Here is a 24,611-nt window from a genome sequence, read left to right as displayed (position 1 = left end):
GCATTCCTTCCGGTTCGCTCCCGGAAATGACCGGGTTAGTGGCCGCTCTTGACCGCCGCCAGTTCGTTACCGCCCGGATCGGTGAAGTGAAAGCGCCGCCCGCCCGGGAAGGCGAAAATGGATCGAGTGATGATACCGCCAGCCGCAGCCACGGCCTGCAGGGCTGCTTCCAAATCCGGAACTTCAATGACTGGCAAAGGCGCGGACGTCACTTCGGAGGGGTCACCCTGAATACCAAGATCGACATCGCCCGTCGTGGTTGCCGCATAAGTCGGCCCAAACTCAGCAAGACTCCAGCCGAAGGCCGTTTCGTAAAATGTCTTTGCCGTGCCGATATCGCGGACGGGAAGTTCGACATAGTTGATCCGCGCCATGACCCAATCCCTTAATAGCGGCGGAGCAGGCCGGCGAGGCGGCCCTGAACGACGACTTGATCCGGCCGGTAACGTTGCGGATCGTAAAGGCGATTGGCCGGATCGAGGCGAACCATCGATCCTTCGCGGCGGAACGTTTTCAAAGTCGCTTCGGCATTGTCGATCAGGGCGACCACAATCTCCCCGTCGCGCGCGATATCCGTCTTGCGAATGAGCGCGTAATCGCCGTCGAGGATACCTTCCTCAACCATCGAATCCCCGGATACTTCCAGCGCGTAATGTTCGCCCGGGCCGAGTAGGGCGGCAGGCACCGGCAGGCTCTCGGTGCCTTGCAGCGCCTCGATCGGCGTCCCCGCCGCGATCTTGCCGTGCAGCGGTAGCTCGACAATGTCGTTCGCAGCCGCCGGAATTTCGACCCTCTGGCGCGGCGCAGGCTGGATCGTCGTGGCGCCAGCACCCGCACCGGCCGAACGCTCCGGCATCTTCAAAATATCGAGTGCGCGGGCGCGGTTGGGCAGGCGGCGAATGAAGCCGCGTTCTTCCAGCGCCGAAATCAGGCGGTGCACGCCGGATTTGGACTTCAGCTCCAGCGCTTCCTTCATCTCCTCAAACGACGGCGATACGCCGGTCTTCGAGAGGTGATCGTTAATATAACAAAGCAGTTCATGTTGCTTGCGCGTCAGCATCGGCCCGCACTCCTTCGGAACGAACAGGGAACGTGTAGGAAACGCTTCAGAACCTGTCAAGGCCGAAACGAATGACCATAACATATTGGCCGGAGGGAATATCAGCCTCCCTGCTTTGCTATCTGCAGGAAATTGCGAAGCAACGCATGGCCATGCTCGCTGGCGATGCTCTCGGGATGAAACTGGACGCCGTGGATCGGTAAGCCGCGATGGACGAGGGCCATGATCGCGCCGTCTTCGCTACGCGCGGTGATGCGGAGGTCCGCCGGGAAATTCTCGTCCGCCACGCTCAGCGAGTGATAGCGAGTGACCGCGAAGGGGGAGGGCAGGCCGGTGAAAAGACCGCTCCCCTCATGAACAATGGCCGACCTCTTGCCATGCATGATCCGGACACACCGCTCCACCGTGCCGCCGAAATGCTGCCCGATCCCCTGGTGGCCGAGGCAGACGCCGAGGAGGGGGCGCTGCGCTTCGGCGGCCGCAGCGATGAGGTCGAGGGATATGCCTGCTTCATCCGGTGTGCCCGGTCCAGGAGAGATCAGGGTCGCATCCGCCTCGATCGCCATCGCCTCGGCCACGGTCAGGGCGTCGTTGCGCTCGACCCGAACCGCCGCGCCCAACTCTTTCAGATAGTGGACGAGGTTCCAGGTGAAGCTGTCGTAATTGTCGATGACGAGGATCATCGGTTCCCTCTCCCGAAGCGGGGAGAGGGCTCCTTAATCTTACCGCGCGTTGCCGCCACCAAGCAGCTGCGTCTTCAAGCGCTGGATCGCCGCGTCATGCTTTTCGATCTTCGCGGTCTTGCGGGCGGCGTTGGCGAATTGAGCGCCATATTCGTTACCCACGGCCTGACTGAACTGCTGGCGAGTCGCCTCGATCAGTTCCGGCTGTTTGGTGGCATCGCCCGGGATGACTTCGTTCAGGTGAACGACGAACCAGCCGATGCCGTTCGGCGCGGCCATCACGCGGGCTTTGCCTTTCGGGATAGAAAACATCATCGCGATCGGCGGAGGCACTTGCTGGCCCTGACGCGCGATTTCGATACGGCGGGCACTGATCGGGCGGGGCGCCTCGACCGGAACGCCCGCGGTACGGAAGGCTTCGGCAGGCGCCATGCCGCCGTTGATCTTCGCAGCGATTTGATCAGCGATCTGCTTGGCCCGATCGCTGGCGCGTTTGGCGACGAGGTCGGTGCGAACCCGGTCCTTGATCTGCGCGAGCGGCGGAGCGGCTGCTGCCGTGATCGTACCCGGTGCGACGATTGCATAGCTCTGGTTGGGCTGGATGACATGGACGACGGGATCATCGTCAGCCGCAAGGTCGAAGGCAGGCTTCAAAAGCGCCTGAGCCTGTTCCGGAAGCTGATAGCCGGCCTGGCCAATCGCCTGACCGGTTGCGGTAACCGGCTGGGTCTCCTGGATCTGCAGCTTTTCAGCAGCAGCGGCCTCGGCGAAGGTCGCGCCGTCGGCGATCGCATCCTCGATCCGGGTGGCGAGGGCGGTCAGCGCCTCGTCGACCTTCTGCTTTTCAAGTTGCGTCGCGATCTCGGCCTTGGCGCTATCGAGCGAACGCGCCGCAGTGCGGGCGATGCCGTCTACCCGCAGGACGTGCCAGCCGAGTTCCGAGCGGGCCGGAGCGGTCGTTGCACCTTCGGCTGCGGCGAAAGCGGCGTTGGCGATCGCGGCGCTCGACAAGCGGGTCAGGCTTTCCTTGCTCTGCTCACCAATCGAAGTATCGCTGGCCGAGAAACCAGCCTCCTGCGCGGCCTGGGCGAAACTCTTACCGCCTGCAACCTTTTGCTGGAAGGCGCGCGCCGCGGCTTCATCGGGCAGGACAACCTGGCTGAACCGCCGGCTTTCCTTCGCGCCATAGGTTGCCGCGTTGCTATTGTAGAAAGCCGCGATTTCGGCATCGGTGGGCTTGGCCGCGGCTGCGACCTGCTCAGGACCGAATAAGGCATAGCGGATCACGCGGCGTTCGGGGATCGTATAACGGCCCTGATTCTGGGTGTAGAAAGCGTTGATGTCCGCGTCGGTGGGCGCCGGCCCTTGTGGAATGCCCTGAATGGACACCGCGCCGACGCTGCCCGAACGCTGTTCGAGCAGCAAGGACGCATATTGCACCGCCACACTGCGGGGAATGCGCGCGCCTGCGCCGATCGGCAACATCAGTTGCTTTTCGATCAGCGACGCGGCGAGATCTTCGCGCAGCTGATCTTCCGTGATGTTCTGTTGGGCAAGTGCCTGCTGGAACGTCGTTTGGTCGAACTGGCCAGCGAGATTATGGAATGCGGGAAGCGAAGCGATTTCCGTATCGATCATCTTGCGCGACGCAGTGAGCCCCTGATCCTCAGAAAAGCTGATAATCGCCTTAGCGGTGATCATCTGCTCGATCAGATTTTTCAGCATATCGCCCTGCAGAAAGGCCTGCATGGTGAGATCCGGCTGCTGCTGCCGGGCGCGCTCAAGCTGCCGGTTAACCTGATCGACCACTTCGGTCGCAGTGATCTTTTCTCCACCGATCTCGGCCACGACATCGCCGCCGCCCAGATTGCCAAGGCCCGATGGCGTACCGACGCCAGTTACGATGAAGGCAAGCGCAATCAGGCCGAGAAACGCGATGACAACCCAGGAAGAAAGACCGCGACGGAAAAAGGAGATCATCAATCAGGCACCGATCTGTGGAAGTGTTGAGACAGGCTCTTAAGGACTCTTTTCCCCGGGCGGAAGTCTGAGTTTTGCGCCCGCGCCGCGCAGAACGTTGGCTCAGGCGCGGAGGCCTTTCCTATGACCGCCTCACAATTCCCGTGCATTGCCCAGGATACGGGCGTCGGTGCCATAGTGAATGCCGCAGAGGCGCGCGGCAATGCGTGCACGTCGCGATATCTGATCGGCCGACAGGTTACTGTCATAATACCAGCCATCAACGAGGGTGCAGGCGAACGTGCGCGCAAGGTGGGGTGAGTTTTCATAAAGCTGTTCCGCCACCTGCGCAACGAAGCGGCGACTGTGACTGCGTTCTTGAGCGAATAAAGGCAGGAAGTCCGGATACGCCTCGGCTAGTCGGCGTAGGAAAATGTAGTAAGCGTTCTTGAGGTTGGTGGCCGCAATCCGCTCCTGCCCGATCACGACCGTCCAACTGCCACGCGCCCTCGCGCCGATACGGGCAGGCGATTTTCGCGATGAGGCTGTTTTAGGGTCATGCGCGGGCTGCGCCAGAAGCAGGCGTCGCAGGATGTCATTCTCGCTTTCCCCAAACGACAATCGACTTTGCTCGATCAGCCGATGTACATCGACGTCGATCCCGATTTGCTTCAATCCACCCATCGGAAAACACCCTTTAAATCTCTCGATCCCTGCAAGGGCTACAACTAGCAGTAGTAACCCTTATAAGCTATTCCTTATAAGGCGCATTAATAAGGCGACGAATGGCATAATGTTTTTCTCCTGCGTGGTGAGCATGAGAAAAGGGGGAAGTTGGCGCGAGTGACGAGCGGCAACCGGTTAAGCTGATGGACAGTTAGGTGGCAGGCTGTGGCTAGCTGCATGAGAAGGTAGGCGCGGGCCGCAAAGGGCCATGCGTATCGCGTTCTTAGGTGGTGTAGTGGAGCCGAGATGGGGCGTTCGATATGCCGCAGATTAGGCGAGGAGGATTTGGCCTTCACCGCGAAGGAGATCTATTAGGCCCCCGGTTTCTATTCCTGGCGGAAGTTCGGCTGCGGTCATTCCGGCCAACACAAGGCCGCTTTGGCAAGCGATGACGAGAACGCCAAGAGCGCGACTTTCCTCGAGGAGAGCGGCGAGCTTGGGCAGGCCGGCCGCCGCATAACGATCGTCGAACGGGGCGGCGATCGGAGTACGGACGAGGATTACTGCTTCAGCCTGGAGGAACAAGCGAGTCGGGCGATCGAGCGCGGCATGCGCCGCCGCCAGCGACAATGCGGCGTGGAAGCGCGCCGGATCGGCGGTTGGTACAATGATAGTCAGCGGCTGCATGCTGGGCATCCAGGATCCTTGGCGATCCGCGCGGCCCGGAAACGCATGGAGAGGGCATCGATGCGGATTAACCGGCCGACCTGGCTCTCGCCAAAGCCCGTCACGAGCCGGATCGCCTCGAGTGCCGCGAGGCTGCCGACTACTCCTGCCATCGCGCCGAGTACGCCCTGTTCCGAGCAGCTTTGCTCCACCCGCGCGGGATCGCTGCCGACCAGGCAACGATAGCAAGGCTGATCTGTCTCCCAACCCCGATAGACCGCGACCTGTCCGTCAAATTCCGCCACTGCGGCAGAGACGAGCGGCACCCTGAGGCGGGTCGCCGCGTCGGAAACGATCAACCGGGTTGCGAAAGTGTCGCAGCCATCAACGATCGCATCGGCGCCATCGAGGAGGCGATCGGCATTTTCGGCGTTCAATCGCCGCCGGTGAATATCCAATTGAATGTCGGAATTGAGGCGCGTCACGAAAGCGGCTGCCTTTTCCGCCTTGGGCTGACCGGCATCTTCTGTCCGGTAGAGCGTCTGACGCTGGAGGTTGGATAGGTCGATCCGGTCATCATCAATGATGGTCAACCGACCGACGCCCGCGGCGGCGAGATATTGGATGGCCGACGATCCGATCCCGCCGGCGCCTATGATCGCGACATGTGCGCCGAGGAGCTTCTTCTGTCCATCGCCGCCAATCTCGCGCAGTACGATGTGCCGGGCGTAGCGGTCGAGCTGAGTGTCGCTTAGGTCCATTTTAGCGGCCCGTCGAGCCGAAGCCTCCGCTGCCGCGCGCCGTGTCGTCCAGCTCATCGACTTCCGCGAAATGGGCGCGCTGAACGGCAGCGGGTACGAGTTGCGCGATGCGTTCGCCGCGCACGATCTCGAACGGATCGGATCCGAGATTGGCGAGGATGATCTTCACTTCGCCGCGATAATCGGCATCGATCGTGCCGGGCGTGTTGAGGCAGGTGATGCCGTGCTTCAGCGCGAGGCCGGAGCGCGGGCGGACTTGCACTTCATAGCCTTCCGGAATGGCGATAGCGAAACCGGTCGCCACGGCATGGCGGTTGCCGGGCGCGAGCGTCAGGTTTTCAGCCGCAACCACATCCATGCCCGCCGCATGCGCGGTGGCGTAAGCGGGGAGCGGCAGCCCTTCGCCATGAGGCAGGCGCTTCAGGGCAATGCGAATTTCAGGCGAGGGCATCGGCGATCCTTTCGGCGAGGCGGCGGGCGACATCGGCCTTGGAGGCGGCGTCCCAATGTTCGACGCCGTCTTGCGTGACGAGGTGAATTTCGTTGGTGTCGCCCCCCATCACGTCGCCCGACACGTCGTTGGCGACGATCCAGTCGCAACCCTTGCGCACACGCTTGGCCTGCGCTTCGGCGACGACATTGTCGGTTTCAGCCGCGAAGCCGACGAGGAGGCCGGGCCGCTGCGGGCTTTGCGCCAATGTCGCGAGAATATCGGGATTGGCCGTCCACTGAAGCTGCGGCGGACCGGCCGATTTCTTGAGCTTGGAGGGCGACGCCGCGACCCGCCAATCGGCGACGGCGGCAACCAGTATCGCGGCATCGGCGGGCAGGGCCTGCTCCACCGCGTCGAGCATTTCGGATGCCGTCTGGACGTCCACGCGCGCCACGTTCGCGGGCGTCGCAAGGCTCACCGGCCCGGACACGAGCGTCACCCGCGCGCCCATCGCCCCAAGCGCTTCCGCGATTGCATAGCCCTGCTTGCCGGACGAGCGGTTGGCGATGATGCGAACGGGATCGATCGACTCATGCGTTGGCCCGGCGGTGACGATGATGTGTTTGCCCGCCAATTTCCCGTTCGCTTCGAGCGAAGTCGAGAAGCCTTGCCTAGCACCGATGTTTCTCCGCTCCGCACGAGCATGTGTCTCGACTTCGCTCGACACGAACGGTTTGATGGCTTTGAGAATGTCTGTAGGCTCCGGAAGCCGCCCCGGCCCGAACTCACCGCAGGCCATCTCGCCTTCGTCCGGCTCTAGAACCGTAATTCCATCCGCCCGAAGCTGCGCCACGTTCCGTTGCGTCGCGGGATGAAGCCACATGCGCACATTCATCGCGGGCACGGCCAGCACCGGCTTGTCGGTGGCAAGGAGCAGCGTGGTGGCAAGATCGTCCGCAATGCCCGCCGCCATCTTCGCAAGCAAATCCGCCGTCGCGGGGCAGACCACCACAAGATCGGCCTCCCGCGACAATTGGATATGCCCCATCTCCACCTCATCCTTGAGGTTCCAGAGGGAGGTGTGAACTTCCTGTTCGGAAAGCGCGGCCAGCGTCATCGGAGTCACGAATTGCTCGCCCGATTTGGTGAGGACGCAGCGTACGCTTCCACCTTCCTTGCGGATCAGGCGGATCAGCTCGCACGCCTTATAGGCCGCGATGCCGCCGCCGACGATCAGGAGGATGCGCTTGCCCTGCATAGCTTTAATTTAGGAAGAACATCGCCGCAGCACCAGTCGCCGCCGAAACGATCGCGGTGAAGAAGTAGCGGCCGAAGCGCGGGGGCTGCATCACGGCGATTTCGCGCAAAGGTGGAGGCGGCGGAGCGGCACCGGGGGCGGGATAATAATAATCCAGACGGCGGATGAGGTCGGGCAGCTTGCGAAGCGTGCGGACGTTGCGGACCAGTTCGTCGGCGATTTTCGCCTCCGGGCCAAGCTCGCTGCGCAGCCATTCGCGAACGAAGGGCTCAGCGGTTTCCCACATGTTGACATCCGGGTCCAAGGCGGTCGCGACGCCCTCCACCATCACCATCGTCTTTTGCAGGAGAAGGAGGTGCGGCTGGGTCGGCATGTCGAAATCGCGGGTGATCGCGAACAGGCCGTCCAGCATCTGGCCGACGGAAATGTCCTTGACCGGAAGGCCGCGTATCGGCTCGCCCACCGCGCGCAGGGCGGTGGTGAATTCGGCCATATTATGATGCGGGGGCACATAGCCCGCCTCGAAATGGATTTCGGCCACGCGCGCATAATTGCCGGTGATAAGGCCATAGAGGATTTCGGCGAGCCACAGCCGCGCCTGTCGGTCGATTCGCCCCATGATACCGAAATCGATCGCGCCGATATGGCCATTGGGCTTGGCGAAGAGATTGCCTTGGTGGAGATCGGCGTGGAAGAAGCCTTCCGCAATCGCCTGGCGCAAGAAGGCGCGAACGAGGCGTTGCGAGAGTTCGCGGGTGTTGAGGCCCGCGGCGATCAGCCCTTCGCGATCCGACAGCTTGATGCCGTCGATCCACTCCATCGTCATCACCCGCCGCGCGGTGCGGCTCCAGTCGATGGCGGGAACGTCGAAGCCCGGCTCGGCGGCCATGCCTTCGGCCAGTTCGGAGGCGGAGGCGGCTTCACGGCGGAGATCCAGTTCGCGCGCCGTCCATTGCCGGAAATGGGCGATGACGAGGCGGGGGCGGAGGCGTGCCAATTCGCCGCCCATCGCTTCCGCCTGCGCCGCTGCCCATTCATAGGTATCGAGCGCTTTGGCGAATTCTTCCTCGATGCCTGGGCGGAGGATCTTCACGGCCACCTCGCGGCCATCCATCGTTACCGCGCGGTGCACCTGTGCGATAGAGGCGGCACCCACGGGTTCCGGATCAAACTGCGCGTAAATCTCTTCAAGCGGGCGTTCCAGCGACTGCTCGATTGCGGCCTTAATCTGCGCGAAGGGCGCGGGCGGTAGAGCGTCCTGAAGGCGGAGAAGATCGCGCGCCGCTTCCTCGCCGACGAGGTCGGGACGTGTTGCGAGCGCCTGGCCGAGCTTGATCGCGGCCGGGCCGATATCCTGGAAGGCGACCGCATATTCCGGCACCTTGGGCACACGTGCGCCAAAGCGCGCGATGCGGGCGAGGCGGCGGACGGGCGCCGGCGTATTGGGATCGCGCTCGATCCCACGCAGCGCCCCATGCCGCGCCAGCACCCGGCCCCATTTCAATAGCCGCCAGATATGGGTGGTGGAGGCTGTCATGCCTTCTTTGATCCTCTCCATCCGTTCGCTTCGAGCGAAGTCGAGAAGCGTTGGCACGCGCGATTAAGCGACGTCTGTCGACTTCGATCGAGACGAACGGGTAAGTGCCTCATCAAATCTTCCACCCGCTGTGGATCGCCACCAAACCGCCCAGGATCGGTTCGACCTTGGTCTGCACGAACCCAGCCTTGTCGATCATGCCTTTGAAGGTGGGCATGTCGGGGAAACGGCGGATCGATTCGACGAGGTAGCGATAGCTTTCTTCATCGCCCGCCACCGCCTTGCCGATCTTCGGCACGAGGTGATGGGAATAATTGTCGTAGACGGTCTTGAAGCCCGGCCAGGTGACCGTCGAAAATTCGAGACAGAAGAAGCGCCCGCCCGTCTTCAGCACGCGGTGCGCCTCGGCCAACGCTTTGTCGATATGGGTCACGTTACGGATGCCGAAGGCGATTGTATAAGCGTCGAAGCTCTTGTCCGCGAAGGACAATGTTTCGGCATTCTGTTCGCTCCAGACGAGGCCGTCGATGCCGCGCTGCTTGGCGCGTTCCATACCGACCTTCAGCATCTCGCCATTGATGTCAGCGACGGTGACGTTTGCGCCCTTCGCGGCCATACGGAAGGCGATGTCGCCGGTGCCGCCCGCCATGTCGAGGATCGATTCGCCGTCACGCGGCTTCACCCGGCGCACGAAATGGTCCTTCCACAGCCGGTGCATGCCGCCCGACATGAAATCGTTCATCAGGTCGTAGCGCGACGCCACGGACCGGAACACATCGCCCACCCGCCGGGTCTTTTCCTGCGGATCGACATCCTCATAACCGAACGAAACCTTTTCCATGGGCAGTGCCTCTAGCAGGGGAAATGGACGATGTGCACTCTTCTCATTTCCGTTCTACAACGTCACCCCGACGAAGGCCGGGGTCTCAGGCCGGGTAGGGCGCGTTTCCGTCACGATATTCCGGCTTTCGCCGAAATGACGCTAAAGGAGAAGCATGCCCGAACTTCCTGAAGTCGAAACCACGGTAGCGGGGCTTGTTCCCGTGCTGGACGGCCACCGCCTGACCCGCGTCGAAACTTATCGTGCGGATATGCGCAAGCTTTTCCCGGAAGATCTGCGTCAGCGGCTCACCGGCGCCCGCGTCACCAGCCTAGGCCGCCGCGCTAAATATGGGCTGATCGATACGGATCGCGGCGACACGATGATTTTCCACCTCGGCATGTCCGGGCGTTGGCGGATCGATCCCGGCGCGCTTGGGCCTCATGACCATCTGGTGCTGGAGACGGAGAAGGGACTGGTACTTGCCCTCAATGATCCGCGCCGCTTCGGTTTCGTCGATCTATGGAGGACGGCTGATATCGACGCTTATGATGCCTTCGCCCGTATGGGCCCGGAGCCTTTGGGAGAGATCTTCTCCGCCAGTTACCTCAAGGATAGGGTCGCTGGACGACAGGCACCGATCAAGGCAATGTTGCTCGACCAGTCGGTCGTCGCGGGCCTTGGCAACATCTATGTCTGTGAAGCGCTGAACCTTTCCGGCATTCACCCTGGCAAAGCGGCGGGGCAGATATCGAAAGCACGCCTCGGAAAGCTGGTCGAGGCAATCAAGGCCGTGCTGATCGCGGCGATAAATGCGGGGGGCTCCTCCCTGCGAGACTATGCGCGGCCCAGCGGCGAACTCGGCTACTTCTCCGAGGAATGGCGCGTTTATGGAAGGGAAGGGGAAGCCTGCGCATGCGGCGCGCCCGTTCTCCGCCGCGTCGACAGCGGCCGTTCCACCTTCTACTGTGGGAAATGCCAGAAATAACATTGCCGTTCGTGCTGAGTAGGAACTGAGCGAAGTCGAAGGCCCTTATCGAAGCATTCCGTGCGGAGCCCTTCGATATGCCGTTTCGACAAGCTCAACGGCTACTCAGGACGAACGGAACAAGATTGGCAACCTCCGCCTTGACCGCTCAGACCTTTCCACGTAGAGGGCGCCCCTGACCGGTGCGGGACGATTCCGCGCCTTTTTCATTTTGCAAGACGAGGCAGTTAGAATGGCGAACACGCCGCAAGCGAAGAAACGTATCCGCCGCAACGATCGCCGCGCCGAAGTCAATGGCGCGCGCGTTAGCCGTATCCGCACCTTCGTGAAGCAGGTCGAGCTCGCTCTCGCCTCGGGTGACAAGGACAAGGCCAAGGACGCGATCGCGAAGGTTCAGCCGGAGCTGGCGCGCGGCGTTGCCAAGGGCGTTGTCCACAAGAACACTGCGGCGCGCAAGTTTTCGCGCCTCGTGAAGCGGGTCGCCGCCCTCGGCTAAGCTTCGTTTCATTTAGGAACAGGAAGACCCGCCGAATGCAAAATCCGGCGGGTTTTTTCATGCCGGTTGCGAAATGACAAACCCAAGCTTTTCCCGCGATTCGCGTCGTTCCCGGTTCGTGCCGTTGTTGTGCTTAAATATTGAAAATATTGGATTTTAGATCAAGTGCCGCGGCTTCTAAGCATTTCCGTGTCAACGATTTTATTTCAGTTATATGACCTAAATCAGCCTTGATCGTTCGGCGATTTCGTCCGTACAACACAACTCTTCCGGGGCGCGAATCTCGCCTTCGGATGCACACAGCAAAGTGACCTCACGGATTGGCGCGCGACAATCGCGTTTCGCCATACGGGCGAGCTTTGTCTGGCGGATTTGATGGGCGCGCTTTGTCGTGGAGGCGGTCCTTAAAGGGGGTTGAGCGCGTGGGTCAAAAGCAAGCCATTGCCATGGACGAGGCCATTGCCGGTGATCCCATCGCTGCCGCGTGGGATGCGATCCGCACGGGCCTTCGCCGGGATTGCGGCGCGCGGACCTTCGATGGCTGGCTGCGCCCGATCGCGCTTGGCGCCTTTGATGCTGATTCCGCGACACTTACGCTCGAACTCCCTTCGCAATTCATGGCCGATTGGGTGCAGACCCATTTCGCAGAACGGCTCGTGCTCGCATGGCGAGCGACGTTGCCGAGCGTCCGTCACATCCGCGTAGCGGTCGGTGCCAACGCGCCCCGCACCGCCGCTGTTGCCGCAATTCCGGCGGCCCCCGAAATCGAAGAAGCACCGGTGGAAGTCCAAGGCAGCCTTTACGGCGTGCCGCTGGAGCCGCGTTATCGCTTCGACAGCTTCGTCGTCGGCAAGGCCAATGAGGTTGCGTTCAATGCCGCGCGCACGCTCGCGACGGCCGAGAATGTCGCCTTCAATCCGCTCTTCATCCATGGCGGCACGGGGCGCGGCAAAACGCACCTTCTCCACGCCATCGGCCACGAATTCCGCGCCCGCCGCCCGGGTGCCAAAATCGTCTACATGTCGGCCGAGAAGTTCATGGTCGAGTTTGTTGCCGCGCTCCGCGCCAACGATACGATCAGCTTCAAGCAGCAGCTGCGTTCTGCGGACCTGCTGATGATCGATGACGTCCAGTTCATCGCTGGCAAGGAATCGACGCAGGAAGAATTCTTCCACACGATGAACGAGATCATCTCGGCCGGAAGCCGCCTCGTTATTTCGTCCGATCGCGCGCCGCAGGATCTAGACGGCATCGAGCCCCGCATTCTGTCGCGCCTGTCCTGGGGCCTCGTCGCGGACGTCAACCAGCCGGACCTCGAACTGCGCCTCGGCATCATCCAAAAGAAGCTGGAAACGCTTCCGGTCAGCGTGCCGGACGATGTCGTGATGTTCCTCGCCAAACGGATCAGCTCCAACGTTCGTGAACTGGAAGGCGCGCTCAACCGTATCGCGGCTTATGCCCAGATGCAGAATCGCGCGATCGACCTCGATTTCGTCGGCGAGGTGCTGGCGAACATCCTGCGCGCCAACCAGCGTCGCATCTCGATCGACGAGATCCAGAGCAAGGTGTCGGATCACTATCGCATCCGGAAGGCGGAAATGACCTCCGCCCGCCGTGCCCGCGAAGTCGCCCGTCCGCGCCAGGTCGCCATGTATCTGTCCAAGCAGCTGACGCCGCGTTCGCTCCCCGAAATCGGCCGCCGCTTTGGTGGACGCGATCATACAACCGTGATCCACGCCGTCCGTCAGATCGAAAAGCTCCGCGCCCAGGATGCCGAGCTCGACGCCGATATCCGTTTGCTGACACGCCAGCTCGAAAGCTAATCGCGGGGCCCTGAACGGCTTCGACCACAAAGGATTTTACTTCGCCGTTAGCCCTGAGCTTGTCGAAGGGCGTGTGCACCGTGTGATTCACACGCCCTTCGACAAGCTCAGGGCTAACGGGAGTGGGTGACGGCCCGCAACACCGGGATGCGATGCGAGAGGCGCCCACCCACGCCAGTTTGATGTAAACCGTCGTTCGAAAGGCGCTTACAGCGTCGCGCCGATTGCCCTTGCGGCCTGATCGGGATCTTCTGCCTGCGTGATCGGGCGGCCAATGACGAGGATGGACGCGCCATTGTCGAGGGCGGCGCGCGGGGTCATGACGCGTTTCTGGTCGCTTGCGCCTGCATCAGCGGGGCGGACGCCAGGCACGACGAAGAAGCCGCCGGGCCAGAGCGCTTTGGCCGCCGCCACTTCATTGCCGGAGCAGACGACGCCGTCCAACCCGGCCTCGCGGGCAAGTGCAGTCAGCCGCTCCACCTGCGCATGAGGATTTGCGGCCACGCCAATCGATTCAAGGTCGTTGCCATCAAGGCTGGTGAGGACAGTCACGGCCACCACCTTCGTGCCTTCAGGCGCTGCGGCCTTGGCATCTTCCAGCATCGCCCGTCCGCCCGCGGCATGAACGGTCAGGATGGCGGGACGAAGCGGACGCAGCGCATGCACCGCCTTCGCCACGGTGTTCGGAATGTCGTGCAATTTCAGGTCGAGAAAGATTGGAAGGCCAACCTTCGCCATTTCCTGCACGCCTGAAGCGCCATGGGCGGAAAAGAATTCGAGACCGAGCTTCAGGCCGCCGACATGGTTGCGGACGCGGGCGGCGATCACCCTCGCGCGATCGATGTCGGGTGTGTCGATGGCGACATAGACGGGGCTGCTCATACCGAGGGTCCAATATCGCTAGCGGTAGGATGCGGCGCCTCCGTGAGTGAATGCGAAGAAACGCTTTCGACGGGCATCGCGGGAGGGGTCGCATTCCGCTCCAATGTTTCGACCCGCCTGCGCAGCGACCAAATGCGCGCGCGATAATAAGCGAAGGGGGGAGCGAAACCGATGAGGAAGGCCGCGAAAATCAGAACCGGCAGCTTCACGACTGCCTCCAAGCCGCCCCATAAATTGACGGTCACGGGTGTCCAGTTCGCGCTGGAAAAGAGCACGATGGTCATCGCCAGCACCACCCAGAACAGGGTTCTCAGAAACTGCATTTTTTGCCTCCCTGGCAGCCCTGTTCCCTGCCTTACGATAAAATCGCTGTCAGTCTACCCTTGACGACCCGGCCTGCGGTTCGGAAGGCGGCGTGCCGATCTCCCGCTCAAGTTCGTCAAGCAGGCTTTGTGCGCTGAGGCACCGCCCTCGCTCGTCGGCGATGATCGCGGCGAATGCCTCCTTCTTGAGGGTAGCGGCTGCACCGGCCGGAAGCCTTTTTCCAGCGGGCAAGGTCGATATGACGATGTCGATCAGCCGGTCCGCTCCATGGAGACGGCCCCAGATATAGTCATTTTCGCGATAGGCGCGGCTGAAAAAGGCGCCAAAATTGTGAAACTGGATTCCCTTAAGGGTGGCTTCGGCGCCGCCTTCGCGGATGGCCGTCGCATCGTCGGGCGAAATGCGGTCGACCTTTACCGGATCGAATTCGTCCAATCCCTCGCCTTGGAGGAGGGGTAGGGTTGCGACGTCGTAAAACGGGAAGCCGAGGTAAGCGAGGATCATCGCCCGGCGCTCTGGGGTAGGGAGGGACGCCAGCGCCTCGGCCAGCACCTCGTCCGCTTCGTTATCGAGCGCCTGAAGATCCATCCGCGCGCCAAGCGCGGCCATTGCGGCTTCAGCGTTTTCCGTGACGGAAGCGAAGACTGCTTTTTCTTCCTCGGTGCTCGCGCTCAGATGGCGATAGCGGCCGATCAGGCGGTAAACGACTTCCCGCACCTTGTTCGCCGCTTCGCGCGGAAGCTCAACCGTTTCGTCAATTTCGTTGAGCCGCCGCGCAAGAAAGCGCAGGCGCCGCGTCCGGAATGAGAGGTCGTAGTGGCGCATGAAGTCGATCACGTCGGCGCGGGCGCCCTTCGATGTCATCGCATCATCAGCATCGAGGCCTTGTGCCCGAACCACGCGCCAGATGGCCTGCCGCACCTCTTCATAACGCTGCCGTCCATCGCCCTCACCCAGACGAAAAATAAGATGGGCCATATCCTCGACGACCACCGAGAGCTTGAGGTGGCCGTAAGCAGGATAGGTGAAGCCGGCGTCCCGAGCGGCGATGGTATTGGCCTTGAAGCGCCACGCGGCAAGGCGCGCGGGCGTCGGTCGGGTGAGGAGCAGAGTGAGCCCGAACGTCCGCTCGATTGCCGCCTCGACTTCGGGCCGCATCGAAATGACGATGCGCGTCATCCGGCGAATGCGGGAGGATCGCTGGTCGATCGCCTCCAGATTGTCGCGAATTGGCTGTTCGCGCGGAATATCCGACATGGCGCCGAAGATAGTGGCGAAGAAACCGGGCTTTTCCGCCCCGTTGTCACCGCCATTGCCCATACGGATGCTTTTGTGCCCAGGCGTCGGATCGATGTAGACGAAGCGCCTGTCGACTTCTCGCCGCACCGGCCGGTCATCGAGCGCTGCCAGAGCCGGGCGAAAGGGAGCGTTGGCGAGTACCGATCCGTCGATCAAGGTCGCCGCGTCGATGTCGCCGATCGCCACATGGCGCGGGAGTACGCGTTTCAGGAAGTTCAGGCGTCCAGGCCATGGGTGATCCCGGTCGGCCAATGCCTTGTCGAGCTCCGAGACCTGAAAAGGCGGGAATGCGCCAGGAAAGCTTGCCGTCGCGCGCGCCGCGAAGACAAGCTCGGCCATATCCGCCAGTCTCCGGCTAGCCCCGCCTTCATCCCGGAAGGCGAGCGTGATGCGATGTTCGCGCTCGACCACCTCCGCAGGACTGTGGAGGCGCAGGCGCTGAGGATAACCATGAAAATCGGTCACGGTGACGAATAGATCGAGCGGCTGATAATCGGGAAGGAGGGGCGGGCCTTTGGGCTCGGCACTCATCGCCTTGAACGCATCGAGCAGCAGATCGGTAAAGATACGCCCGCCAAAGGGCGGATCGAACCACCGGGCGCGCACGAAATTAGCAAGCTTCCCGCGGACTTCGGCACGGTGATCGGCCTCAACTGTCCTCTCGACCGCGCCGCCGCGCTTGGCCGAGAGCATCCACGCAAAGGGTACGGCAGCAGCTTTGGCAAACCGGGATACGGCGCTCACTTCCGGATCGACGAGCTTGTCGACGTCGGCCGTCTCCAGCCACAAATCGGTGAGCGGGTCGAGAGAGGCCCCGGATGAAATCGCTTCTGCGAGGAAAATGGCGTTGATTCCGCCCGCGCTGGCCCCGGCGAGGATATCGACGATGACCCGTAAATCGATCCCGCATTCGTCCGCGATCATGCGTAGCAGGCGACGGTACACGCAGGCCGTCCCATCCGTGCCCGCACCCGGCCTGTGATGCGCCTGGCTTGCGCTGGCAAGGCGCCAGATCTCCTTGGTGATGCCGTGCATGTAGACGGCGAGGCTAATGCCGCCATAACAAACGAGGGCGAGCCGAAGTTCTTTCTCCCGCATTACGCAAGGGTGGCAGGAAGCAGGATCGCTGTCGAGCCTTACGTGCGTGAGGCCCCTTTTCAAGCTTTAGGGGATGTGCAAGTGTGTGACCTGCATCACACACGTTATGCCGAGGGGTTTTCTAAGCATGTTCAAGCATTTGATCTTGTCCGGTGTCGCGATGGCTGCGCTTGCCGCAACCACGCCGAGTCTCGCCGCGACCCAAGCCGCTTCACCGGCCGTAGCGAAAGCGGCCGCCGCCGCGCAGTTCGGCAAGTGGGGCGTCGATATGTCCGGCATGGACACGCAGGTGAAGCCGGGCGACAGCTTCTTTGAATATGTGAATGGCGGTTGGGCACGCACGACTGAAATCCCTGCGGACCGTTCCTCTTGGGGCAGCATGGCGATCCTCCGCGACCTTTCCGATCAGCGCACGCGCGAGATCATCGAAAGCGCAGCGAAGGAAAAGGGGCCGAAGGGCAGCGTCAGCCAGAAGGTCGGCGATCTTTACGCAAGCTTCATGGACGAAGCCACGATCGAGGCGAAGGGGACGGCGCCGCTGAAGCCTTATCTCGCGAAGATTGACAGCGTGAAGACGGCGAGCGATCTCGCCCGCTTGTTCGGGGAATTCGGCCAGGTCGGAATCGGCACGCCGGTCGGCGCAGGCGTCGAGCAGGATCTTCGCAAGAACGATCAATATGCTGTTTACCTTGGCCAGGGCGGCCTCGGCATGCCCGACCGCGATTATTATCTCGACGCCAAACATGCCGCCGCGCGCGACGCTTATGTAAAGCATGTCGGCACGATGATGCGCCTTGCCGGCCTTTCCGATCCTGAAGCGCGCGCGAAGCGTGTGGTCGATCTCGAGACGAAGATTGCGACCGCGCATTGGAGCCGGGTCGAGCAGCGTCAGCTCGACAAGCTCTACAACCCGACCACTCTCGCGGATCTCGAAAAGAGGGCGCCGGGTTTCGACTGGAAGACCTATCTCGCCGCGACCGGCATTCCCGCGCAGCAAAATTATATCATGCTCCATCCGAGCGCGATCGAGGGTGCCGCGAAGCTTGTGCAGAGCGAGCCGCTTCAGGCGTGGAAAGACTATCTCGCCTTCCAGGTGATTTCCGACGCCGCGGCCGTGCTTCCCAAGGCCTTTGTCGATGAAAGCTTCGCCTTCAATGGCAAGACGTTGCAGGGTACGCCGCAACTCAAGGATCGCTGGAAGCGTGGCGTGGACCTCGTCGGCTCCAGCCTCGGCGAGGCCGTGGGCGAACTCTATGTCGCCAAATATTTCCCGCCGGAATCCAAGGCGAAGATGGATGTCCTCGTCGGCAATCTCATCAAGGCGATGGACAATCGGCTCGCCCATCTTGAGTGGATGTCGCCGGAAACGCGGGTGAAGGCCCGCGCCAAGCTCGCCTCCTTCACGCCAAAGATCGGCTATCCGGACAAATGGCGGGATTATTCGTCGCTCGAAATCATCGCGGGTGACGCGCTGGGCAATGCCGAACGCGCAACGCGGTTTGAATATCTGCGGCAGGTGGCGAAGCTCGGTAAGCCGGTCGACCGCAGCGAATGGCTCATGTCGCCGCAGACTGTGAACGCTTATGCCAACCCGCTGCTGAACGAAATCGTGTTCCCCGCCGCGATCCTGCAGGCGCCTTATTTCGATCCGAAGGCAGACGATGCGGCCAATTACGGCGCGATCGGCGCGGTGATCGGACACGAAATCACCCATCATTTCGACGATCAGGGCCGCAAGTTCGACGCGACCGGCAACATGGTCGAATGGTGGACGGCTGAAGACGCTGCCAACTTCAAGAAACTCACCGACCAGGTCGTGAAGCAATATGGCGAATATGAGCCGGTGCCGGGCCACAAGGTGAATGGCGAACTGACGCTTGGCGAAAACATCGCCGACCTCGCGGGGCTCCGCATCGCCTATGACGCCTACAAGATGTCGCTCGGTGGCAAGGAAGCGCCGGTGATCGACGGCTATACCGGCGATCAGCGCTTCTTCCTCGCTTTCGGCCAGGCATGGCGTGCCAAAGTCCGTGACGCGGCCATCCAGCAGCAGCTCGCGACCGACCCGCACACCCCGGCGCCGCTCCGTTCGCTCGTCGTCCGCAACTTCGACGAATGGTATAAGGCGTTCGATGTGAAGGACGGAAAGCTGTATCTGACCCCTGAACAACGTCTGAAAGTCTGGTAAGCCATGTGGCGGCGGAGGCTCCCCCTCCGCCGCCATTTTCTTTTACCAGCTTGAGGAGAGGTTCGCTGAACCGGCGAATCCATTATATATTGGCGAGTATCCTGCTCGTCATTCTTGTCATCGCCGCCGCATCAGTTGGATCGGGCAGTGAACCGGAGCCGGACCAGGCGCGCACGGCGGGGTCCGCACCGTCCGGCCTGAAAGCCGCGCTCGCAAAGATCGTCGATGCCAAGCCACGGCCGAACAAGGTCGATTATGCGCGGCTCGACCGCCTGCTGACGGAGCTGTCTTCGCGCAAGCCCGTCGTCGGCCTCGCGGTGGCGGTCGTCGAAGACGGCGAAATCCGCTTCATGAAAGGCTATGGCGAAACCGTGTCCGGAAGCGGCGATCCCATTACTACCGGAACTGTCTTCCGTTGGGCTTCGGTGTCGAAAGGCGTGGCGGGCGACATGGTCGCGAAGCTGGCGGCGGATGGGCAATTGTCGCTTTACGATCCCGCGAGCAAATATGCGCCCTCGCTCCGTCTTCCGGCCGGTGCGGAGCATAAGGCGACCGTGTCGGACATTCTTTCTCACCAGCTCGGCCTGTTCGCCCATGCCAATGATTCGAAGCTTGAGGACGGCATGGACGCGCGGCTTCTGCGTAGTGAGCTTGCGACATTGAGCCTTATCTGTCCGCCGGGGCAATGCCACGCATACCAAAATGTCGCTTATGACGCGGCGAGCGAAGTGGTGGAGAAGATTACGGGCCAGCCTTATCCGGAGGCGGTGCGCGAACATCTGTTCGAACCGCTTGGAATGACGACCGCCAGCGCCACGCGCGAGGGCCTTTACGCTGCGCGCAGCTGGGCCAAGCCGCATCAGGGCGGCAAGGGATCGAAGCCGGTCGAGGTCACCGATTCCTATTATCGCGTGCCCGCAGCGGGCGGCATCAACGGGTCGATCAAGGACCTTGCGCTCTGGATGATCGCGCAGATGGGCGAGATGCCGGATGTGCTTCCGAAGAAAGCGCTCGAGGCCGCACACACGCCGCTTACCAAAACGCCGGGTGAGCTTGGACGATTGCGCATCGCGCGTGAGCGGTTGAACTCCGCCGAATATGGCCTTGGCTGGCGGATCTACGATTATTCCGGACATCGGGTGGTCGGCCATCGCGGCGGCGTCACCGGCTATCGCTCGCTCATCCTCTTTGATCCGCAGCAGAAGAGCGGCGTCGTCGCTTTGTGGAATTCGGCGACCAGCCAGCCTGCCGGCGTCGAATTCGAAGTGCTCGACATGCTCTACGGCTTGGAGCCCAAGGACTGGCTGAAGCTAGAAAACAATATCTAACCTACCCTCTCCCCTTGTGGGAGAGGGTAGGGTGAGGGGTATGGCTGAAGGCGCTCGATGCGCCTGAAGACATCTTAAAGGCTCGCTGGCGCTCGCACCCCTCTCTCCCACAAGGGGAGAAAGGCTTTAGAGGCGTATCCGTGCCCAGATCGGCAGGTGATCCGATGCCTTTCGCGCCTGCAAACTCTGGTGGGCGCCGCTGTCCAATATCTCGACTTCATTCGACACCATGATCCGGTCGAGCTGCGCCACGGGACGCCGTGCGTGGAAACTCCGTCCGCAATCCGCGAAGCGGTGATGGTGGGCAAAATCGCGCAAACAGCCGCCAGCCACGCTCCATTCGTTGAGATCGCCCATCAGCACGGACGGCATCTTCTCTTCTCGCCGTTCGAGATGGTGGAGGATTGCATGCGCCTGCCGCCGCCGCCATAGGCCGGAAAGGTCGAGATGCATGCCGACCACGCGCAGCGTCTGTCCATGCACGGAAACATCCGCCATCACCGCGCCGCGCGGCTCTAGCGACGGGATGTGAAGCATTTCATGATGCAGAACCTCAGCATCCTTCCGCACGAGGATCGCATTGCCGTGCCAGCCAAGGCTTCCGTGTCGCGCGCCGAAGGGCACCGGCTTATAATCGCTATGCTCCTCGATCATATGGAGGGGCAGGGCGCTTTCCCGCGCGCCAAAGCGGCGGTCGGCTTCCTGTAGCGCGACCACATCCGCACCCACTTCATTCAGAACGTCGATGATGCGCCCAGGATTGCGCCGCCGGTCGGTGCCGATGGCCTTGCGCATATTGTAACTGGCAACGAGGATCATTCCGCCCTGTGTGGTGATTTCGAACCGGGGATGCAACGCCGCAACCCCTCGCTTCTTTCCGCCGCCATGCTAACAAAGCGGTCATGGCGAAACCCCGGAAACGTTATGTCTGCCAGGCCTGCGGGTCGGTCTCCAGCCGCTGGCAGGGCCAGTGCGCCGATTGTTCGGAATGGAACACGCTTGTCGAGGACGCGTCGGAAGTCGTGACGCCCTTTTCGGCCAAGCATAATCTCCGCTCCGGCGGGCGTGCGGTGACTTTGGTGGGCCTTGACGCGGACATCGCACTTCCGGATCGGACGAAGACCGGCATCGCGGAATTCGATCGCGCGCTCGGCGGCGGCGTAGTCGCGGGTTCGGCGACGCTCATCGGCGGTGATCCCGGCATTGGCAAATCGACTTTGCTCCTACAAACTGCCGCCAATATCGCCGCGCGCGGTCTTCCTGTGGCTTATATATCGGGCGAGGAAGCGGCGGATCAGGTTCGCCTCCGCGCCCGCCGCCTCGGCCTTGGCCAGGCGCCGGTCCAGCTCGCCGCTGCAACCTCGGTCCGCGACATCCTGACGACTTTGGGGGAGGGGGCACCGCCCGCGCTCTTGGTCATCGATTCGATTCAGACCATGCATTCGGACCTGATCGAAGGCGCGCCCGGCACGGTGAGCCAGGTCCGCGCTTCGGCCCAGGAACTGATCCGCTTCGCCAAGGAAAGCGGGACCGCCCTCATCCTTGTCGGCCATGTCACGAAAGACGGCAGCATCGCGGGCCCGCGCGTGCTTGAGCATATGGTTGATACCGTCCTTTCCTTCGAAGGCGAGCGCAGTCACCAATATCGAATCCTCCGCGCGGTGAAGAACCGCTTCGGCGGCACGGACGAAATTGGCGTCTTTTCGATGCAGGAAGAGGGGCTCACCGAAGTCGCCAATCCGTCCGCTCTGTTCCTCACCCATCGCGGCGAGGCTGTGTCCGGCGCCACCGTCTTTCCGGCCCTTGAAGGGACGCGGCCGGTCCTCGTCGAAATTCAGGCCCTCACCGTCCGCCTTGCGAGCGGCGCCACGCCCCGTCGTGCCGTTGTCGGCTGGGATTCGGGCCGCCTCGCTATGATCCTCGCCGTGCTGGAGGCGCGCTGCGGTCTCAGCTTCTCGACGGCGGAGGTCTATCTAAACATCGCGGGCGGCTACCGCGTCAGCGATCCCGCCGCCGATCTCGCCGTCGCGGCAGCGCTCGTCTCCTCGCTTTCCGAACGCCCGGTTCCTGCGGATACGATCGCGTTCGGTGAAGTCGCTTTGTCCGGCGAACTTCGTCCCGTCGCCCATGGTGCGTTGCGCATGAAGGAAGCGGCCAAGCTCGGCTTCGAACGCGCGCTGGTGCCGGCCTCCCTCAAGGGAGAGAAGGGCCCGCTCGCTCTCACCGGCTTCCGCACCCTAGGTGAATTGGTCGACCATATGCTCGGTCGCTAGTTCAGCATCCCGTTCGCGCTGAGTAGAGGCTGAGCTTGGCGAAGGCTCGTATCGAAGCACTCCGTCGAAAGCCCTTCGATACGCCATTTCGACAAGCTCAATGGCTACTCAGGGCGAACGGATAAAAGTTGGAGGAAAAACCCCTCTTCCCCAACCTCGCAACACCCCCTAGCAGGGCGGCATGGGAAGCCTCACCGCACTCGACATCATCACCCTCATCCTCGTCGGCGGCGGGCTCGTCCGTGGTTTCATGCGTGGCTTCGTCACTGAAGTGCTGGCGCTCGCCGCCTGGATCGCCGCCATTGCCGCGCTGAAGCTCTTCCACACCCCGCTTGCCGAGCGGCTGGAGGCCCCCGTCGGCACCGTGTCCGGCGCGTCCGTTCTCGCCTTTGCAATCATCTTCCTTGGGGTGTTCATTGTGGGGAAGATGATCTCCCACCGCATTGGCGGCGCGACCCGCAACAGCTTCGTTGGTCCGGTGGACCGCGTGCTGGGCGGCGGTTTTGGCGCCCTAAAGGGCCTTATCGGCGCGACCCTGCTCTTCCTCGCCGCCAGCCTCTTCTACGATCTCTTTTACGGCCGCGATGCGCAGCGTCCGGAGTGGATGACGGAGAGCCGAACCTATCCGTTATTAAGCGCCAGCGGCCGCGCGATCGTCGATTTCGTCGAGGCGCGGCGCGGCGCGGATGATGAGGCCGCCGCGAACGAAGCGTCCACGGAAAGCGAAGAATGACCGAAATCCGTCTCCACGACACGATGGCGCGGGAAAAGCGCGTCTTCACGCCTGCCGATCCCAGCCGCGTGACCATGTATGTCTGCGGCCCGACCGTCTACAACCGCGCCCATATCGGCAATGCGCGGCCCGCCGTGTTGTTCGACGTTCTCGCGCGCCTTCTGCGCCACACTTATGGCGAGGATGCCCTGGTTTATGCCCGCAATGTGACGGACGTGGACGACAAGATCATCACGTCTGCGGAAGCGGAGGGCGTCGACCCCTCCGTCATCACCAAGCGTTTCGAGGACTTCTACCTGGTCGACATGGGGGCGCTCGGCGTTCGTCCGCCCAATATCGCGCCTAAGGCGACCGAGAATGTCGGCGAAATGATCGACATGATCGCGCGCCTGATCGAGACGGGGAACGCCTATGAAGCGGACGGCCACGTCCTCTTCCACGTTCCGTCCGATCCGAACTACGGCGCGCTCGGCCGCCGCGACCGAGATGCGATGATCGCCGGCGCCCGGGTTGAGGTGGCGTCCTACAAAAAAGACCCCGCCGACTTCGTCCTTTGGAAGCCTTCGGCGCCGGAAGTGATCGGCTGGGACAGCCCGTGGGGTCGTGGCCGCCCGGGCTGGCATATCGAATGCTCGGCGATGATCGAGCGGCATCTAGGCGAGACGATCGATATCCACGGCGGCGGTCTCGACCTCATCTTCCCGCACCATGAAAACGAAATCGCCCAAAGCCGCTGTGCGCACCACGGCGCGCCGCTTGCCCGCTATTGGATGCACAATGGCTTCCTCTCGATGGCGGGCGCGGAGAAGATGTCCAAATCACTCGGCAACGTCGTGACGGTCGCGGACCTTTTGGAACAAGGCCATAAGGGCGAGACCCTTCGCCTCGCTTTGCTCTCCGCCCATTATCGTCAGCCGCTCGATTGGTCGGAGTCGCTTATCGCCCAATCCAGGGCAACGCTCGATCGGCTTTATCGGGTAGCGGCCGACGCTGAGCCGGGGCAGCCGGCCCCAGAGGTGGCCGAGGCGATCGCCGATGATCTCAATACGCCGCTCGCCTTGTCCCGCCTGTCGGCCATCGACGATCCGGCGACGCTGAAAGCGAGCGCCGCGCTTCTCGGCTTCCTCACGGACGATGCAACCAGTTGGTTCCAGGGCGAAGGCGATGCCCGCATCGACGCCCTCATCACCGCGCGTGCGGAAGCCAAGAAGAACAGGGACTTTGTGGAGGCAGATCGCATCCGCTCCGAACTCGCCGCCGAGGGCATTCTTCTTGAGGACGGACCTGCCGGAACGACCTGGCGGCGCGCCTGAACAATAAAGCCGTCACGGCACAA

At 62.3% G+C, this 24,611-nt stretch carries 23 protein-coding genes; 8 read left to right on the top strand and 15 right to left on the bottom strand.

All coding sequences use genetic code 11. The annotated features are described in order from the left end of the window. Positions 1-35: 35 nt before the first annotated feature. The 11 genes from C7I56_RS05670 to C7I56_RS05620 all read right to left on the bottom strand — a co-directional run bounded on the left by C7I56_RS05670 (position 36) and on the right by C7I56_RS05620 (position 9,864). Complete coding sequence (locus C7I56_RS05670; protein ID WP_106639491.1) at positions 36-374, bottom strand: VOC family protein; 339 nt, start codon at positions 372-374, stop codon at positions 36-38. Between the two features lie 11 nt (positions 375-385). Continuing rightward, positions 386-1,060, bottom strand: a complete 675-nt coding sequence (gene lexA, locus C7I56_RS05665) for a transcriptional repressor LexA (protein WP_106639490.1) — start codon at positions 1,058-1,060, stop codon at positions 386-388. Between the two features lie 101 nt (positions 1,061-1,161). Next, on the bottom strand, positions 1,162-1,743 hold the full coding sequence (locus tag C7I56_RS05660) for an anthranilate synthase component II (RefSeq protein WP_106639489.1): 582 nt from the start codon (positions 1,741-1,743) through the stop codon (positions 1,162-1,164). A 39-nt stretch (positions 1,744-1,782) separates the two neighbouring features. Further along, positions 1,783-3,723 carry a peptidylprolyl isomerase gene (locus tag C7I56_RS05655; protein WP_106639488.1) on the bottom strand — a complete coding sequence of 647 codons (1,941 nt, stop codon included), beginning with the start codon at positions 3,721-3,723 and terminating at the stop codon, positions 1,783-1,785. A gap of 132 nt (positions 3,724-3,855) precedes the next feature. Next, positions 3,856-4,386, bottom strand: coding sequence for a hypothetical protein (locus C7I56_RS05650; RefSeq protein WP_106639487.1), 531 nt, complete (start codon positions 4,384-4,386; stop codon positions 3,856-3,858). 312 nt (positions 4,387-4,698) lie between these two features. Beyond that, positions 4,699-5,064, bottom strand: a complete 366-nt coding sequence (locus tag C7I56_RS05645) for a DsrE family protein (RefSeq protein WP_342587697.1) — start codon at positions 5,062-5,064, stop codon at positions 4,699-4,701. Beyond that, on the bottom strand, positions 5,043-5,795 hold the full coding sequence (locus C7I56_RS05640) for a HesA/MoeB/ThiF family protein (RefSeq protein ID WP_106639486.1): 753 nt from the start codon (positions 5,793-5,795) through the stop codon (positions 5,043-5,045). Before C7I56_RS05640 ends, C7I56_RS05645 begins: the two co-directional genes overlap by 22 nt. A gap of 1 nt (position 5,796) precedes the next feature. Further along, a complete protein-coding gene (gene dut, locus C7I56_RS05635) occupies positions 5,797-6,246 on the bottom strand; it encodes a dUTP diphosphatase (protein ID WP_106639667.1) in 450 nt (149 codons plus the stop codon). Beyond that, the gene (gene coaBC / locus C7I56_RS05630; RefSeq protein ID WP_106639485.1) at positions 6,233-7,486 is read right to left on the bottom strand and encodes a bifunctional phosphopantothenoylcysteine decarboxylase/phosphopantothenate--cysteine ligase CoaBC; all 1,254 of its coding nucleotides are present in this window, start codon (positions 7,484-7,486) and stop codon (positions 6,233-6,235) included. Before coaBC ends, dut begins: the two co-directional genes overlap by 14 nt. Before the next feature lie 4 nt (positions 7,487-7,490). Continuing rightward, positions 7,491-9,023: a 2-polyprenylphenol 6-hydroxylase gene (gene ubiB, locus C7I56_RS05625; RefSeq protein ID WP_106639666.1), complete on the bottom strand. Its 1,533-nt coding sequence runs from the start codon at positions 9,021-9,023 to the stop codon at positions 7,491-7,493. A gap of 112 nt (positions 9,024-9,135) precedes the next feature. Continuing rightward, positions 9,136-9,864, bottom strand: a complete 729-nt coding sequence (locus C7I56_RS05620; protein WP_106639484.1) for a class I SAM-dependent methyltransferase — start codon at positions 9,862-9,864, stop codon at positions 9,136-9,138. Positions 9,865-10,018: 154 nt separating this feature from the next. Between C7I56_RS05620 and mutM the strand changes: the two genes are divergently transcribed. The 3 genes from mutM (at position 10,019) to dnaA (ending at position 13,150) form a co-directional block, all read left to right on the top strand. Continuing rightward, positions 10,019-10,831, top strand: coding sequence for a bifunctional DNA-formamidopyrimidine glycosylase/DNA-(apurinic or apyrimidinic site) lyase (gene mutM / locus C7I56_RS05615; RefSeq protein ID WP_106639483.1), 813 nt, complete (start codon positions 10,019-10,021; stop codon positions 10,829-10,831). A gap of 232 nt (positions 10,832-11,063) precedes the next feature. Then, positions 11,064-11,327: a 30S ribosomal protein S20 gene (rpsT, locus tag C7I56_RS05610; RefSeq protein ID WP_106639482.1), complete on the top strand. Its 264-nt coding sequence runs from the start codon at positions 11,064-11,066 to the stop codon at positions 11,325-11,327. Positions 11,328-11,773: 446 nt separating this feature from the next. Continuing rightward, the gene (gene dnaA, locus C7I56_RS05605) at positions 11,774-13,150 is read left to right on the top strand and encodes a chromosomal replication initiator protein DnaA (protein ID WP_106639481.1); all 1,377 of its coding nucleotides are present in this window, start codon (positions 11,774-11,776) and stop codon (positions 13,148-13,150) included. Between the two features lie 207 nt (positions 13,151-13,357). On the opposite strand, the gene pyrF is transcribed toward dnaA, so the two are convergent. The 3 genes from pyrF to C7I56_RS05590 are packed head-to-tail and all read right to left on the bottom strand — an operon-like array spanning position 13,358 to position 16,753. Continuing rightward, positions 13,358-14,032 carry an orotidine-5'-phosphate decarboxylase gene (gene pyrF / locus C7I56_RS05600; RefSeq protein WP_106639480.1) on the bottom strand — a complete coding sequence of 225 codons (675 nt, stop codon included), beginning with the start codon at positions 14,030-14,032 and terminating at the stop codon, positions 13,358-13,360. Continuing rightward, entirely contained in the window at positions 14,029-14,355 is a 327-nt protein-coding gene (locus C7I56_RS05595) for a LapA family protein (protein ID WP_199792325.1), read from the bottom strand. Before C7I56_RS05595 ends, pyrF begins: the two co-directional genes overlap by 4 nt. Positions 14,356-14,404: 49 nt before the next feature. Then, positions 14,405-16,753, bottom strand: coding sequence for a patatin-like protein (locus tag C7I56_RS05590; protein ID WP_106639479.1), 2,349 nt, complete (start codon positions 16,751-16,753; stop codon positions 14,405-14,407). Positions 16,754-16,880: 127 nt separating this feature from the next. Between C7I56_RS05590 and C7I56_RS05585 the strand changes: the two genes are divergently transcribed. Together C7I56_RS05585 and C7I56_RS05580 are read left to right on the top strand one after the other, a co-directional pair. After that, the gene (locus tag C7I56_RS05585; protein WP_199792324.1) at positions 16,881-18,941 is read left to right on the top strand and encodes a M13 family metallopeptidase; all 2,061 of its coding nucleotides are present in this window, start codon (positions 16,881-16,883) and stop codon (positions 18,939-18,941) included. An 89-nt stretch (positions 18,942-19,030) separates the two neighbouring features. Beyond that, positions 19,031-20,269, top strand: a complete 1,239-nt coding sequence (locus C7I56_RS05580) for a serine hydrolase domain-containing protein (RefSeq protein ID WP_158703005.1) — start codon at positions 19,031-19,033, stop codon at positions 20,267-20,269. A gap of 126 nt (positions 20,270-20,395) precedes the next feature. Here C7I56_RS05580 and C7I56_RS05575 read toward each other — a convergent pair whose 3' ends face one another. Then, the gene (locus C7I56_RS05575; protein WP_106639477.1) at positions 20,396-21,088 is read right to left on the bottom strand and encodes an endonuclease/exonuclease/phosphatase family protein; all 693 of its coding nucleotides are present in this window, start codon (positions 21,086-21,088) and stop codon (positions 20,396-20,398) included. Between the two features lie 83 nt (positions 21,089-21,171). Between C7I56_RS05575 and radA the strand changes: the two genes are divergently transcribed. From radA to cysS, 3 genes are all read left to right on the top strand, one after another. Beyond that, a complete protein-coding gene (gene radA / locus C7I56_RS05570; RefSeq protein WP_106639476.1) occupies positions 21,172-22,542 on the top strand; it encodes a DNA repair protein RadA in 1,371 nt (456 codons plus the stop codon). A gap of 181 nt (positions 22,543-22,723) precedes the next feature. Beyond that, a complete protein-coding gene (locus tag C7I56_RS05565) occupies positions 22,724-23,275 on the top strand; it encodes a CvpA family protein (protein ID WP_106639475.1) in 552 nt (183 codons plus the stop codon). Beyond that, a complete protein-coding gene (gene cysS / locus C7I56_RS05560; RefSeq protein ID WP_106639474.1) occupies positions 23,272-24,588 on the top strand; it encodes a cysteine--tRNA ligase in 1,317 nt (438 codons plus the stop codon). Before C7I56_RS05565 ends, cysS begins: the two co-directional genes overlap by 4 nt. Positions 24,589-24,611: the final 23 nt, after the last annotated feature.

The organism is Allosphingosinicella vermicomposti (genome assembly GCF_003012815.1).
In the GTDB taxonomy this organism is placed as follows: Bacteria; Pseudomonadota; Alphaproteobacteria; order Sphingomonadales; family Sphingomonadaceae; genus Allosphingosinicella; species Allosphingosinicella vermicomposti.
The sequence above is the reverse complement of the archived record's forward strand: the minus strand, read 5'-3'. Positions and strand labels throughout refer to the sequence as shown.